Source organism: Agrobacterium leguminum, assembly GCF_015704895.1.
Classification (GTDB): Bacteria; Pseudomonadota; Alphaproteobacteria; order Rhizobiales; family Rhizobiaceae; genus Agrobacterium; species Agrobacterium leguminum.
Genome location: NZ_JADQWB010000035.1, coordinates 1 through 14,884 on the forward strand (window position 1 = coordinate 1; position 14,884 = coordinate 14,884).

The 14,884-nt window shown below is 55.3% G+C and carries 11 protein-coding genes and 3 pseudogenes; 8 read left to right on the forward strand and 6 right to left on the reverse strand.

Annotated elements, in window-relative coordinates:
- Positions 1–88: 88 nt before the first annotated feature.
- Positions 89–352, reverse strand: coding sequence for a winged helix-turn-helix transcriptional regulator (locus I3J13_RS25895; protein ID WP_196380667.1), 264 nt, complete (start codon positions 350–352; stop codon positions 89–91).
- A 376-nt stretch (positions 353–728) separates the two neighbouring features.
- Between I3J13_RS25895 and I3J13_RS25415 the strand changes: the two genes are divergently transcribed.
- Complete coding sequence (locus I3J13_RS25415) at positions 729–1,514, forward strand: MBL fold metallo-hydrolase (RefSeq protein ID WP_196380657.1); 786 nt, start codon at positions 729–731, stop codon at positions 1,512–1,514.
- Between the two features lie 175 nt (positions 1,515–1,689).
- On the opposite strand, the gene I3J13_RS25420 is transcribed toward I3J13_RS25415, so the two are convergent.
- Positions 1,690–2,652: a LysR family transcriptional regulator gene (locus tag I3J13_RS25420; protein WP_196380658.1), complete on the reverse strand. Its 963-nt coding sequence runs from the start codon at positions 2,650–2,652 to the stop codon at positions 1,690–1,692.
- A gap of 170 nt (positions 2,653–2,822) precedes the next feature.
- Between I3J13_RS25420 and I3J13_RS25425 the strand changes: the two genes are divergently transcribed.
- The 4 genes from I3J13_RS25425 to I3J13_RS25435 all read left to right on the forward strand — a co-directional run bounded on the left by I3J13_RS25425 (position 2,823) and on the right by I3J13_RS25435 (position 6,648).
- Entirely contained in the window at positions 2,823–3,785 is a 963-nt protein-coding gene (locus I3J13_RS25425; protein ID WP_196380659.1) for an LLM class oxidoreductase, read from the forward strand.
- 37 nt (positions 3,786–3,822) lie between these two features.
- Positions 3,823–4,368, forward strand: coding sequence for an aldehyde dehydrogenase family protein (locus tag I3J13_RS25900; protein WP_236001153.1), 546 nt, complete (start codon positions 3,823–3,825; stop codon positions 4,366–4,368).
- Positions 4,365–4,832, forward strand: coding sequence for an aldehyde dehydrogenase family protein (locus I3J13_RS25905; RefSeq protein WP_236001154.1), 468 nt, complete (start codon positions 4,365–4,367; stop codon positions 4,830–4,832). Before I3J13_RS25900 ends, I3J13_RS25905 begins: the two co-directional genes overlap by 4 nt.
- A gap of 106 nt (positions 4,833–4,938) precedes the next feature.
- The gene (locus tag I3J13_RS25435) at positions 4,939–6,648 is read left to right on the forward strand and encodes an FUSC family protein (RefSeq protein WP_236001155.1); all 1,710 of its coding nucleotides are present in this window, start codon (positions 4,939–4,941) and stop codon (positions 6,646–6,648) included.
- Positions 6,649–6,723: 75 nt separating this feature from the next.
- Here the strand turns inward: I3J13_RS25435 and I3J13_RS25440 are convergent.
- Together I3J13_RS25440 and I3J13_RS25445 are read right to left on the reverse strand one after the other, a co-directional pair.
- A pseudogene (locus I3J13_RS25440) lies at positions 6,724–7,382 on the reverse strand (class I SAM-dependent methyltransferase); the annotation flags it as partial.
- Between the two features lie 107 nt (positions 7,383–7,489).
- Positions 7,490–8,589, reverse strand: a protein-coding gene (locus I3J13_RS25445) for an IS3 family transposase (protein WP_196380661.1) whose coding sequence is annotated in 2 segments (ribosomal slippage) — positions 7,490–8,337 and positions 8,337–8,589 — 1,101 coding nt in all. Because the reading frame shifts where the segments join, the coding sequence is not laid out codon by codon here.
- 91 nt (positions 8,590–8,680) lie between these two features.
- Between I3J13_RS25445 and I3J13_RS26090 the strand changes: the two genes are divergently transcribed.
- On the forward strand, positions 8,681–10,582 hold the full coding sequence (locus I3J13_RS26090; protein WP_420867955.1) for an NAD(P)(+) transhydrogenase (Re/Si-specific) subunit beta: 1,902 nt from the start codon (positions 8,681–8,683) through the stop codon (positions 10,580–10,582).
- Positions 10,583–10,881: 299 nt separating this feature from the next.
- Positions 10,882–11,871: a zinc-dependent alcohol dehydrogenase family protein gene (locus I3J13_RS25455; protein WP_196380663.1), complete on the forward strand. Its 990-nt coding sequence runs from the start codon at positions 10,882–10,884 to the stop codon at positions 11,869–11,871.
- A 113-nt stretch (positions 11,872–11,984) separates the two neighbouring features.
- Here I3J13_RS25455 and I3J13_RS26095 read toward each other — a convergent pair.
- A pseudogene (locus tag I3J13_RS26095) lies at positions 11,985–12,856 on the reverse strand (LysR family transcriptional regulator).
- Between the two features lie 120 nt (positions 12,857–12,976).
- Here I3J13_RS26095 and I3J13_RS25470 point away from each other — a divergent pair.
- Positions 12,977–13,939 (forward strand): MBL fold metallo-hydrolase, encoded by a 963-nt coding sequence (locus I3J13_RS25470; RefSeq protein ID WP_196380665.1) that lies wholly within the window; start codon positions 12,977–12,979, stop codon positions 13,937–13,939.
- A gap of 525 nt (positions 13,940–14,464) precedes the next feature.
- Here I3J13_RS25470 and I3J13_RS25475 read toward each other — a convergent pair.
- Positions 14,465–14,884 (reverse strand): annotated as a pseudogene (locus tag I3J13_RS25475) (hypothetical protein); the annotation flags it as partial.

The window sequence follows — 14,884 nt, forward strand, 5'->3', positions numbered from 1 at the left end:
CAGAAGCCCCTCGATGATCCGCCACTCTATATCCGTTAGGTCGCCGCGAGCCAAAACTGCCTCCTAAAAAGCAGTCTTGAATCACGCTTCAGCTGATTTGGGAATCCACTTTGTCAACAGGGCCTAGGTAGACTTGGCGATGCACGAATCCATCCTCCTCCAACTCACGCAGTTGCTTTGTGAGAAGATGAAAAGCGCATCCGGGCAGAAGTCTTTGAAGTGCGTTGAAACGTGTCGTTCCATCAGTCATCAGGTGATAAAGGATCACGCCTTTCCATCTGCCATTGATCAGATTGAGAGCTGCCTCCATCGAGCACGCTGGGAGCGCATCATAGTTTCTTCTCTTCGGCATAGCTAAACCACAACGTTTGAGGGCTGTATAGGCTTCAAATACAGCGCCTGGACGCACGGGACAATGCAGTACTCTTTTTATATATCATCGAACCGCTTGCCAATTCCGTAGCAAGACCAACTCCAATCACCTTTCTCACTTCGGTTTGGCAACCACTTTGAGCATGTCAGCCTAGCCTGAGTTCAATATCCGGGAACCGGTCGGTGGCTGTGCCAATCAACGATCAGTGAGTCATTCCCTTCGCGGATGGTATCGTGACCGACTGCAATTGTGTCTCCTTTAAGAAATAATATAGCACTAAATTAGCCTCTCGTTCAGAAACGAAAGATCCTCTATTTGCTCGGTCAAGGCAATCACGCCGGACAGGAACACGATCATGAATATTGCCAACACTCAGGCGCCAGTAAACCTTCGTCAACAGGCTGCTGGATACCAGCGCCGCTCGCTCGGATCGCTGACGATCACCGCTCTCTACGACGGCATTGTCGGCATCAATCCCTTGGCTTTCGCGGGTGTTACCAAGGAGGAACGGGAGGCCGATCTGCGCCGACAGTTGCTCGCAACAAGCGGTGAAATCGAAACCTCAGTGAATGCCTTTATCGTCGATACAGGTAGCAGGGTTATTCTGCTCGACGTAGGCTCTGGCCATCGCTTCGGCCCGACAATGGGCCGACTTCTGGAAAACCTTGTTGCATCGGGCTACAAGCCAGAAGACATCGACGCGATCCTTATTACACACCTCCACCCCGACCACGTCGGTGGCGGATCCTACGAAGATGGGCGGCCGGTCTTCCCTAATGCCACGATGTGGGCTCACAAGGCAGACGCAGCCTTCTGGCTTGATTCAGCTACGACACTTCGGATCCCGGAGCCGCAGCACTGGTTCATTACCGCGGCACAGGAAGGCACAGCACCTTACCGCGAGAGCGGACGCTTCAACACGTTCGTCGAGGGTGATGTTCTGTTCGATGGTTTGGTGAAGGTCATTGGGCTGCCTGGCCATACGCCTGGTCATTCAGGCTTTGAATTCTCCTCCCAGGGAGAAACCATCCTCTTTTGGGGCGATATCGCTCACCTTCCAGCAGTGCAACTCAACCGGTGCGACTATCGATCTCGACATCATTCCCGAAAAGGCAATCAGCTCACGAGAATGGGCACTTGAGGAGACCGCGCGCTCGGGCATCTGGGTTGCAGCCTCGCACATGTCCTTCCCCGGCATCGGTCGCGTGCGCAAGGACAGTGACGGTCACAGCTGGATCGCAGCCGAGTACGCAGCACTAGCAATGAATGATTAAAAGGCAGGCGCCGCCCGAATATGGGCGGCGCACCTCCGCGGCCTAGTTGATTGTCATGTCTTCGGCCGCCGACTTTCCCTCGCCGGTTGATACATTCGTCAACCACTGCCCGTTAAGCGCGGCGAAACGCGCCTGGATCCAGTCAATAAATATTCGGACCTGAGGTGCCAGATACTGTTTGCTCGGATAAAGAACCGAAACCGGCCTTGGTGTCGGTCGATATGGTGACAGGATTTCCTTCAACCGACCGTCGTTGAGATAACGGTCAACGATAATTCCGGGAACCTGAACGATTCCGAAGCCGGCAACACCACATTCGACATACGCATGGGAGTCGTTGACGAGAATAGCACTTTTAGGTGCAATTTGGGTTGCCGTGCCGCCTTCAAAAAAGTGCCACGATATCGGCCGTCGGCTCGCGCCCGATAGAAAGTTGACACAGCGATGATCTGACAAATCTTGAAGAGACTTAGGTTCACCAAATTCGTCAAGATATCGTGGCGCCGCACACGTCACCATCACGGCAGACCCCACCCGTCTGGCGACCAGACTCGAATCCTTCAACTCTCCGATACGGAGAACACAATCGACACCCTCCGCAACCATATCGACGTTTCTATCGGTCACGCCTAGCGTCAGTTCGATGTCGGGATAAGTCCGGGTGAAGTCCCGCAGACTTTCGAAAAAGCCGGTCTGAGCGAAGGCAGATGGAATATCAATGCGCAGCTTGCCACGCAACGGTGCGCCGATCTGTCCGAACATGGAGGTTGCCTCGGAAACGCTCCCGAGTATTGTTTCCGCTCGCTCGTAAAAAGCCTCTCCTTCACTGGTCATCGTCACTTTGCGTGTCGTACGTTGGAAAAGCCGCACGCCAAGGGAATCCTCAAGCTCCTTGATTATGATGGTGACCTGTGGGCGCCCCACCTGAAGGTTCTCAGCAGCACGGGTGAAATTCCCGAAATCCGCAACTTTGATGAAAACGCGTATTGATTGAAGCAGATCCATTGCACCTCCCTAGCGTCGTCGCACAACCGGACGGCCAGATGTTCCCTGACGATTGTTTCTTTCAGACAACCCAATACCGATCAACCAGCCATTGTTTCGCGTTTTTGAACAGGTGTTGATCGGTCGCGCGAATTTCTTCATGTACGCTAAGGCAGTAGTTTGATCACATCATGGATCACACAACAATTCAAAGCGGCTTCGAAAGCCATCGTGGTTACGCGCGCGTCTTCAAGCCCGATGCGATGACTTTCGGGTTTATCGCCCCATTGGAAGCCTACCCCAACAGCGCGGCCCCCAGCATGCATGATCACGCTCGGATGGCCAAGATCGCCGACGATGCCGGATTTTCTGCTATCTGGCTGCGCGATGTCCCTTTCTATGACCCTCATTTCGGGGACCTTGGTCAGGTTTTCGATCCGATGACCTACGCTGGATGGCTCGCGGCGGCTACGAAAAACATCGCGATCGGAACAGCCGGCATAGTGCTACCATTGCGCGACCCACTGCTTGTCGCAAAGCAGGCAACAACTCTCGACCATTTGACCTCGAACCGATTTATGCTCGGTCTGTCTTCTGGAGACAGGCCATCGGAATATCCCGCGTTCGGAGCGGATTTCGCCAACCGGGCCGAGCGATTTCGTGATGGGCTCTCGCTCATTCGCGCGGTCACCGAAACCGAATTCCCAACACATAGAAGCGAATTTTATGGCGCCCTTCACGGCAATCTGGACTTGGTGCCTAAACCGGTTCGTCCTCGCCTGCCGGTGATCGCGGTTGGGAGGGCTGGTCAAACAATCGACTGGCTTGCGGAGAATGTGGATGGCTGGATCTGGCATCAGGGCAACCTCAACCGCCTGAAGGACGTAATCGCTTTATGGCGCAACAGCGTCGGCGGCGGCTTCAAGCCTTATGGTTACGCGAATTTCTTCGACCTTCATCGTGATCCGAATGCGCCTCTAAGAGTCGGTCAAGGTATCAGCGTTGGCCGCAAGGCTCTCCTTGACCTATGGAAACGCCAAGAAGAAGAGGGCGTGTCGCATATCGCGCTCAACATGAAGATGTCCCGGCGTCCGGCCCATGAAGTGCTGGATGAACTGGGAGAGCATTTGCTCCCGCACTTTCCCTCACACTGAACCATGCCTGGCAGATCGTGAATCGGAGAATTCGACAATGACAAAGCATATAGAAGTCAAGGCGCCCTTTGATAGCGCGGTGGTTGGGTATGTTCCTGCGGCTGGTGTGTCCGACATAGAGGATGCTCTGGCAAAAGCGCATTCACTGTTCTCCGATAAAAGCGGATGGCTGAGCAAACAGGAGCGGATCAAAATATTGAAGCGTGTTGCCGCGCTCATTACAGCTCGACGGGAAACCATTGCGCGACAGGCTGCTCAAGAAGGCGGAAAGCCCTTAAAAGATAGTCTCGTTGAGGTCGATCGAGGTGTCGAGGGGATTGAAGCTTGTATAGATGAGCTCAGAACCTCTGCCGGGCAAGTTGTTCCGATGGACGTCAATGCCACTTCTGCTGGTCGTATCGCCTTCACGCAATTCGAACCAATCGGCGTTGTGGTCGGCGTGAGCGCATTCAATCACCCCTTTAATCTTGTCATTCATCAACTTGCTCCGGCAATCGCAGTTGGCGCACCCGTCATCATCAAGCCAGCGCCGGCGACCCCGTTGTCCTGCCGTACCCTCCGACGACCGATGTTGGCCCCTTGATCAGTAAGCGGGAGCTGGAACGCGTAGATACTTGGGTATCAGCGGCTGTTCATGATGGCGCGAAGCTGGTGACAGGCGGAGCCAAGATCTCAGACAGCCTCTATCAAAACACGGTCTTGCTCCATCCTCCGCTAGCGTCCAACGTGATGCAAAAGGAAATCTTCGGTCCCGTCGTCTGCGTATACCCATATGACGAGCTATCTCAGGCAGTCGAAATCGCCAATGCGCTTCCCTATGCCTTTCAGGCGGCGGTATTTACACGCAGCCTCGATACAGCCATGAGCTGCTACTGTCTGCTGGATGGTACCGCCATTATGGTCAACGAAAATTCGCTGTTTCGTATCGACGCGATGCCTTTCGCTGGGGTCCGACAGTCTGGTCTTGGTGTTGGCGGCATTCCGCACACAATGCGGGATATGCAAACGGAAAAGATGATGGTCTGGCGATCTGACGCCCTGGCCTGAGCAATTAAAGCGAACAACCTTTCAGACCAGCACCTCTGTCGCCGGCGACAGAGGTGCTGGCGCTCCCAATCTAAAGAGAAGACCGCTATCAATGCTAAACTCACCAATGAGTGGGCTCGCAAACAGGCTTGGAATTACGACCGCACGATTGCAGTTCGGTTTCGCCGCATCTATCGCTGCGTGGATAGCCGTAGCCGTGGCGACATATTTGCAGATACCAAATAGTCACTGGGCCGGCATAACAGTCTTCACAGTGGCGCAGCCAACGCGAGGGCTACTGCTTGAAAAGAGCATTTGGAGACTGGCAGGGACCGGACTTGGAGCCGTTGCGGGATATATCATTCTTGTGACCTGCCACGGCGCGCCGGGTGCCACCGTTTGTCTTCTGACCATATGGTTATCGGGCTGCGCGTCGGCGGCAGCATTTTTAAGGCATTTTCGTAGTTATGGTGCCGTACTTGCGGGATATACCTGCGCCATCATTGTGCTTCTGACCGCAGAACACCCAACTATGGCATATGAGTTCGCTTCAGCTCGCGTCCTGTGCACCTTTATTGGAGTATTGAGCGCGACCGCAGTGAGTGGCCTCATCGTGCCAAAGGCACCGATTGGCAAGCTCGACATGGACCTGAACGCCTTGAGAGATGAGGTGCTGGAGTGGATTGGATCGCTCTTCCACCACGACAGAAACAAAGGCCAAATTGAAAAAGCGAGCAATCTGATTGCACAAATGGGAGCAATCGAAGCCGTTGCTGACGAAATTCTGGATGGATCTCCCGGCGCAATCGCCCGCAAAAAGGAGGTCCGGCGCAGATTAACCTCTCTTCTGCGCCTTGTAGGAATAGCTTCCAACCTCCGCAGCCATCTCAATAATCTGGATGAAGCGAAACAGAACGCGCTGCTGAACGACCTTAATAGCGCGTTGCTCGACAACAAGGTTGGCGGAGCTCTCCCAAACGGTGAACGAAGATACCCTGAGGCCATATCGAAGCTAGTCAACGATTTGTTTGCTGGCATTGCTGCAGTTGCGGATCTACGATGCGAGATCCAGGTGAAAGGTTCGCGTCGCTTGCCGAAAACCCTATTGCAACTCCAAGAACACGATCCTTATGAAGCACTGCGCGCCGGTGCTCGTACCGCAATGGTCGTTATTGTGGTCGGTGCCTTCTGGATAATGTCAGGTTGGCCGCCGAGCGCATTTATGCTGGTTAGTGCCTGTGTCTTTGTGACGGTCTTTGCGGCAAACGACAATGGTCAAGCCAATGTCAGGAGAGTCTTGCCAGGTGTAATTGCCGGCGTGTCAGCGGGACTTTTATATCGTGAGCTCATATTTCCTTCTGGAAGTCCCGTCGTTGATATGATCGTTGGCCTTGCGCCATTCACGATCCTTAGCGGACTTGGTCTTTCTTCCGCTGCGACAGCAATCAGCGCTGTAGAATATAACAACTTCTTTTTGATGATGTCGCAGCCCTCTCACAGCATTCCGCTCGGTCCGCCGCTGGCAGAGCAGGCGATCGCGTTGATCATCGGCGTGACGATTGCTTTGATTCTCCTACACGCAGTCTTTCCCCGTAGCTGGAAACGACGCCGTAGTCGCCTTCTGCATCTGATCAACGATGATCTGGACAAGCTGTCGATGAGTAAGTTCGATGGAAGAGCGAGCCGAATCTCAAATCGCATTCTCTTAAGGCTTCTTCGCCTTACAGCATTCGATCAGCGTGTTGCAGGTCAAGAACGCTCTGCCGGTCTTAAGCTTCTGCTCATGCATGAGCGTCTATTGACCGACGTCCGAAATCCCGCTGCAATACCACGGTAGCCTCGATCCAAACCGCATCAATGGTAGATCAGACCACTGGCATTTAATGGCCAGCTTTCGCCCGGCCAACCATGATCAGACCGCGATCTTTTCGAGCGGGATGCGGCGCAGCTCGGCCTCACGCTCGTGGATGTAATCACGGGTGTCCGGTACGGCCTGACGCTTTCGTGATCTGGATCTGGAATATGTGGAAAGCCTCGTGGGTGAAGGCCATTTCGGAGCCGGCGAGGTTGAATTCCACATCCGGACAAAACGCTCGCCATAGAGGGCGATCGCCTTGTCCTTGTTGGCCATAAGCGCTCGCGCCAGGACAAGGCATAGTGCATCGGCAGGATCTCGATATCCGAGACCAGCAGACCCGCCTTCTCGACGAGGGGAAGTACTTCCTGCAGCGACGGAATATACCCGCCGGGGCAGATGTATTTCTCGATCCACGGATTGTTATAGATCGCCGGATAGGGCTGACCGATCGAGTGCAGCACCATAACGCCATCATCGGAGAGAACTTCGTTCACCTTGTTGAAGAACTCGCCGTAGTTCAACCGGCCGACATACTCGAACATGCCGACGGAGACGATACGATCGTAGCTCTTCGTCGCCGGCATGTAATGGTAGTCCTGCAGTTCGAAGCGAACCGAGTTAGAAAGGCCACACTTGGCGGCTCGTTCCCGCGAGATCTTCAACTGCTCGGTCGATAGCGTGATGCCGGTAACGTCGACGCCGGAGGATTCGGCGTGACCTTGCCCCCAAGTTTTATCCAGTTTTGAGTTCGCTCCAGCGGTTTTTTGAAGTGCTCCCCGATTTTGGGCCAGCGAGAGCTGGAATTTTCCGGGGTTATGGCTCAGTTCGGCGGGGATGCCGATGAGCCGTTCATCAGCGAAATCGGCACCTTGTTACCGATCGCGCTATGTGGCCGGAACTCGTTATAGTCTCTACGCCAATCCTCCATCTTCGAGCGCGCGTCGTCAAGGCTCATGAACCAGTGGGCGTTCAGGCACTCGGCTCGGAACTTGCCATTGAAACTCTCGATATAGCTGTTATCGGTCGGCTTGCCAGGCCGCGAGAAGTCGAGCACGACGCCCTTGTGATAGGCCCAGAGATCAAGGTCTCGGGAGATGAATTCGCTGCCATTGTCCACACGAATGGTGGCCGGATAACCGACCTGCCGGCATACTCGTTCCAGTGTCTGAACCACGTCCTCGCCCTTGTAGCTGAAGCGTGCATCGACCGTCGGCGAGAAGCGCGAGAAGGTATCAACAACCGTCAGAACCCTGATCTTGCGACCTGTGGCCAACTGGTCATGAACAAAGTCCATCGCCCAGACATGGTTGGAATGGGTCGGTTCCGTGCGATCGGCGCGAAGCTTCGCCTTGACCCGTCGTTTGGGAACCTTGTTGCGGAGCTGGAGGTCCATCTCCTTGTAAAGGCGATAGATTCGCTTCGGATTGACCGGCCACCCGTCGCGCTTGAGCAGGACATGAACGCGACGATAACCGTAGCGCACCCGCGTCTGGCAGATGTCCCTGATCTTCAGCTTCAGTTCGGCCTGCTCGCCGCGCCTGGACTTGTAGACATATAGCGACCGATCGATCTTCAATACCGCACATGCGCGCCGGATCGAGACCTTCCAGTCCACCTTGACCGTGTCGACAAGCTTGCGCTTGCGGGCAGGCCTCAGAGCTTTTTTGACAGCACGTCCTGGAGCATGGCCTTGTCCAATGACAGGTCGGCGACAATCCGCTTCAGCTTGGCATTCTCTTCTTCGAGCTGGCGGAGTCGCTTCATCTCCGAGGGCATCAGGCCGGCGTATTTTTTGCGCCAGTTGTAAAACGTCGCGTCCGAAATTCCTGCCTTGCGGCAGACCTCGCCAATCGGCGTTCCATCCTCCGCTTGCTTCAACACGAACGCGATCTGCGCTTCCGAAAACTTCGAGGCCTTCATCGAATTCTCCTCTTCTTCCCAACAGGGATCATAAGTGGAAAATTCCAGTTCCAAATGGCCTAATTTATTGGGAGCACGTCACGCCGGCAAGGTGCCGCCCGCCAAGGTTCTGGTCATCGGCGCAGGTGTTGCCGGTCTTGCCGCCATCGGCACGGCCACCTCGCTCGGCGCCATTACCTATGCCTTCGATGTTCGCCCGGAAGTGGCCGAACAGATTGAATCCATGGGCGCGGAATTCGTCTATCTCGATTTCGCCGATCAGCAGCAGGACGGCGCCGCGACCGGCGGTTATGCCGCCCCCTCCTCGCCGGAATTCCGCGAGAAGCAGCTCGAAAAATTCCGCGAACTCGCGCCGCAGATCGATATCGTCATCACCACGGCGCTCATTCCGGGCCGCGACGCCCCGAAACTGTGGCTCGCCGACATGGTGGCGATGATGAAGCCGGGTTCGGTCATCATCGACCTCGCAGCCGAACGCGGTGGCAATTGCGACCTCACGGTTCCCGACCAGCGTGTGGTTTCCGACAATGGCGTCATCGTCATCGGCTACACGGATTTCCCGAGCCGCATGGCGACGCAGGCCTCGACGCTCTATTCCACCAACATCCGCCACATGATGACCGACCTGACGCCCGCAAAGGACGGCAAGCCGGTTCACAACATGGAAGACGACGTCATCCGCGGTGCGACGGTCACCTATCAGGGTGAAATCACTTATCCCCCGCCGCCGCCGAAAATTCAGGCGATTGCCGCGCAGAAGCCGAAGGAAAGAGCAAAAGAACTCACGCCTGAGGAAAAGCACGCCAAGGAACATGCGGACTTCACGGCGCAGACGAAAAGCCAGGTCGGCCTGCTCGCCGTCGGTACGGCGATCCTGCTTCTGGTGGGCATGTCGCCTCGCTCGATGAGACCGGCGCGTTCGCTGCTGACGGGCTTTTCCGCCATCCTCGCCCACAAGACGCCGGTGGAACTGGCGATCATGAAGGTCGAGGTCTTCCTCGGCGTCTTCATCGGCGCGGTCACCTTCACCGGTTCCGTCGTCGCCTTCGGCAAACTTGCCGGCAAGGTGGACGGCAAGGCGAAGAAGTTGCCCGGCGGACATGTCCTCAATGCCGGCGCTGCGATCCTGTCGCTCGTGCTGCTCATCATGTATTGCAACGGCGCCGGCGCATGGACGCTGGTGCTGATGACGCTTGCCGCCTTCTTCATCGGTTATCACCTGATCATGGGCATCGGCGGCGCCGACATGCCTGTCGTCGTTTCGATGCTGAACAGCTATTCCGGCTGGGCGGCCGCGGCAATCGGCTTCACGCTCGGCAACGATCTGCTGATCGTCACCGGCGCGCTGGTCGGCTCCTCGGGCGCGATCCTCTCCTACATCATGTGCAAGGCGATGAACCGCTCCTTCATCTCGGTCATCCTCGGCGGCTTCGGCGGCACGACGGGTCCGGCGATGGAAATCGAGGGCGAGCAGGTGGCGATCGACGCCGAAGGCGTGGCGGCCGCGCTGAATGACGCCGACAGCGTCATCATCGTTCCCGGCTACGGTATGGCGGTGGCGCAGGCGCAGGCCGCGGTCTCCGAACTGACGCGCAAGCTGCGCGCCGACGGCAAGACCGTGCGCTTCGCCATCCACCCGGTCGCAGGCCGCCTTCCCGGCCACATGAACGTGCTGCTGGCCGAGGCCAAGGTGCCTTACGACATCGTGCTGGAAATGGACGAGATCAACGACGACTTCCCCAATACCGACGTCGTCATCGTCATCGGCTCCAACGACATCGTCAATCCGACCGCCCAGGACGATCCGAACTCACCCATTGCCGGCATGCCGGTTCTGGAAGTGTGGAAGTCCAAACTGGTCATCGTCTCCAAGCGCGGTCAGGGCACGGGTTACTCCGGTATCGAGAACCCGCTGTTCTACAAGAACAATACCCGCATGTTCTACGGCGACGCCAAGAAGTCGATCAACGATCTTCTGCCGCTGATCAAGTAACACAACAAAAACGGGTTCGGGGCCGCGCAGGCGATCCCGAACCGAAACAAGTGTGTTTCAACCGGATTCCGACGGGCGCCTTACTAGCAGCACCACCAGCGGATTGATCCGATTCTTTCCGCTACTCAGGCAATTGTTTCGCTGTGACCAACCAATGAAGTGCGAATTGCAGTTCTACTAACCTCACGGACTATGCCCTATAAAGTTACAACAATTGAGACAATACCGACGGCGAGTTCAATCGCTGGAGATTCCGTCGGATGCCGTTCCATGCTGACAAGTTTGAAAAGAGGTTGGAGATGACAAAAAAATACGTTTTCAACAAAACCGGTGATGCCGACGTACTCGAACTGACCGACGTTCAGGTGCCTGCGCCAAAGGCCGGAGAAGTTCAGATTCGTGTAAAGGCAATCGGCCTTAATCGAGCTGAAATCATGTACCGTACAGGTCAGTACGTGATCGATCCGGTATTTCCAGCACAACTCGGCTATGAAGCGGCGGGTACTGTAGAAGCCGTCGGTCAAGGTGTAGAACACGTATCGGTTGGCGATGCCGTCAGCGTTATCCCGGGTTTCGCTTTCACCGAATATGGCATGTACGGCGAACTGGTAAATGCACCTGCGCGTGTCGTCGTCCGTCATCCGGAAAAGATTTCTTTTGAGGCTGCGGCTGCGGCTTGGATGATGTACACGACTGCTTACGGCGCATTGATCGAATTCGGCAATCTGAAGTCCGGTCAGACTGTTCTTATTCGCGCCGCATCTAGCTCCGTTGGCCTCGCAGCCATTCAGATTGCCAACATGATTGGCGCTCGCCCGATCGCCATCACGCGTGGCCCATCGAAGCGCGATGCGCTGCTTGAAGCGGGCGCTTCTGCGGTTATCTGCACTGACGAGGAAGAGCTTTATCTCGCCATCATGCGTCTCACCGATAGCAAGGGTGCACAGATGGTGTTTGATCCAGTCGGTGGTCCGGAAGCTGCACATCTCATCCGCTCGCTCACGATGGGAGGCATTTTCTTCCAATATGGTGCACTCGATATGCGCGATATTCCGGTCTCAGTTATGGACCTTCTCGGTAAGAACCTGACTATCCGCGGCTACGAGCTTTTCGAAATTTCCAAGGATGATGCGAGGCTCGCTCGCGCCCAGGACTTCATCTACAAGGGCCTTGAATCTGGGGCACTCGTCCCGAAGATCGACCATGTATTCGATTTCTCGGACATGGTCGCGGCTCATCGCCACATGGAAGGCAACACCCAGATCGGCAAGCTTGTCGTTCGCTTCTAAATATCATCTTCGGCACCCGTCATCGTATTCGGGTGCCGTTCTCCCTCCCCGCTTAAAAGGCGGGCGGTCATCTTAGAAACGTCCCGCACCATCCAGGCTACAGCCTGCGCGAACTAAAGCTTGCGCAGGTATGAAGAGAGTTCGTCGACAAACACCCTTATGCGCTTGGGAATATATCGGTTGGATGGATAAATTGCATGAACGTGCTGCGTCTCATAATGCCACCCGGGAAGAACCCGTTCGAGTTGGCCCGTTTCAATCATAGGCGTCAGCAGGACATCGTGAATAAGGCCAACGCCAACACCGGCTGCCACTGCTTCGCAGATCATATGAGAATTGTCTGATCTCAAAACCGGGCTTATCGGAACTTCTTCGACAATGCCATCCTCTGAGACCAGCGTCAGCGCACCGTTTGCACGAATGTTATTGTGCATCACGTAATTCAAATCGGAGAGATCGGACGGCTTCAATGGTCTTCCGGCAGATTGCAAATAGGATGGCGAAGCGGCAAGGAGCGCTTCAGAGTGCCCATACTCCGCACGATAAGATTCGGTTCGCTCGTCTCGCCCATTCTAATTGCAAGATCGAACCCCGCACCAACGATATCGACAAATCGCGCGGAAAGCGAAACGTCCAGTTTGACGTTCGGATAGCTTCGCAGGAAATTGAAGACAAAGCCGCCGAGGATATTGGTGCCGAAGTTGACTGGCGCGGTTATGGAGAGGCGGCCTGACATGGAATTCTCAAGATCCGCAACAGAAGCGTCAGCCTCATTGAGGACTTCGAGAGCAAGTTTTGCATTGTTGAGGTAGTGGATCCCGGCATCGGTGAGGGAAAATCTGCGTGTGGTTCGATCAATCAACCGGACACCCAGATGCTGCTCCAGAAGACGCACCTGTTGGCTTATAGCAGATTGGCTTCTTTCTAGATCACGTGCTGCCTCGGAGAAACTACCGGTCTCTGCAACGCGTACAAAGCTCGACAAGATCGCAAACCATCCATATCCAACTCATAAGTGATGGCGATAAATCATATTGCTGTGTGGCTATTATATTCGTATTTCTAATATGGTAGCGATTTCTCATCGTCAATTGGGATTGATACTATGCACTCCACAACTCGTAACTTCATCCGCACCAACACCGCCGCAGCTGCCCCGCAGAGCGATGCTGGTTCGGCAGGGCACCAGACCAAGCGTCCGCTTAATACCGAGCAAGTGCCCGGTGTCATTCGTAGAAAAGTTGGTAGTTTCGAAGTGACCGCGCTTCTTGACGGCTACATGGCGATGCCACCTGAACTTTTTAGCGCTCCGGAAGAAGAAGCACGTCAACTTTCGGCGGCCCGTTTCGAGGACGGTCGTGATCTCAGCCCGGTTAATGCATTCGTCATTAATCTTGACGATCGCATCGTGCTGGTCGATACCGGTGCAGCTGATGCCTTTGGGCCGACCCTTGGCAAGTTGCCGGCAGCGCTCAAGGCCGCCGGCTATGAAACCGGGCAGATTAATGCAATCGTCATGACGCATATGCATCCCGACCATATCGCCGGTGCCATCGACCAGAGCGGCAAGGCAGTATTTCAGAATGCAGAGTTGATCCTCACCGAGGCGGACTTTAAATATTGGCACGACGACGCATGCATGAGTGCCGCACCCGAGCCATTCCGTCCGTTCTTCCTTAAGGCGCGCCAAGCGGCCTCAGCCTACGCAGGACGCACAACTCAGATTAATGGCGAGGCAGAAATCTTCAGTGCACTGCGGGCGGTTCCACTTCCAGGTCACACGCCAGGTCACACCGGCTACATCATCAACTCGGGTGACGACTCTCTCTATATCTGGGGCGACACGATCCATCACGCAACATTCCAGCTAGCACATCCGGAATGGGGTCCGGCCTTCGATGTCGACGCAGAGCTTGCCATAAAGTCGAGAAAGCGCTCGCTGGATATGGCAGCAGCAGACAAGCTGATGATTGCCGGCATGCATATGCCGTTCCCTGCCACTGGTCACGTCACGGCCGAGGGGGAAGGCTACCGGTTTGTTGCCGCGGAGTGGCCCTACGCGCTCTGACGTCAAGTCGCTATCTCAGAACGAACGTCGAAGGCACCATGCCCGCCTCTCATTAGGTTGAGAGGCGGGCTTTCCTTTACCGGAAAGGAAGTGCAAGCAAAGCGATCCCGAATAGGATCGATCTTCCATCTCGTATGTTTCAACCGATATCATTGTCGCTCTGAGGAACCTGTAACTTGCGACCCTCTGCCGTTTCAAAAACCTGGCGAAAGATCCGGGACGAGCCTAGACGGGAAGCAATCAATAAGATCGCTTCGATCCAGTTTTGGGGCGCGACGTACCTCTGCTGAGATGCACTTGGCGAAGTATGACCATTGACGTCCAGTCTAGATAGGCGGGCCGAGTCCCTAACCGACTCGCATTGAGTTACCAGCACAAGGTCGTCACGGCGGCTCTTGCGAGAATTCCTACACATCACCCGCGACGGCAATAGGCATGACCGCAGCTATACGTGGGCTTGCTGTTGCAAATATCCCCAGACCTGCAAGATCGAGTGGGTTGATCAGGAACCCCGATCCCGGACTATTAGCTCAGGATCAAAACCTGGCTGCTTCGCCATCTCGTGAACAACGAGACCATGGCGGTACCGCCGGCAAGGTATTTTGTAATGAAGGGCAATATATAGGCGTCATTCACCCCCATGAGGAAGAGCGGATAATGCAACGAAGCACTAAGCCAGGCTACGAACCCGACCTTTTGCAACCCGATAACAACAGCAAGCGAGACCAGCAGCATCGGTATAATGTTAATGATCGACTGGATCGCCTGACCACCACCAGTATTGACAAGCTGAAGAACAGAAGGCTTTTGCTCTACGCTGCGGATTTCGGTGAATCGGGACAGCGATTTCGGCAAGTCGCGGACAGGCATTTCGCTAAGTCGCGGACAGCGGGCTCGATCGAATTCCGCCAGCCTGGTTGCTGTTAGGGGTGATTGATCTCGTTT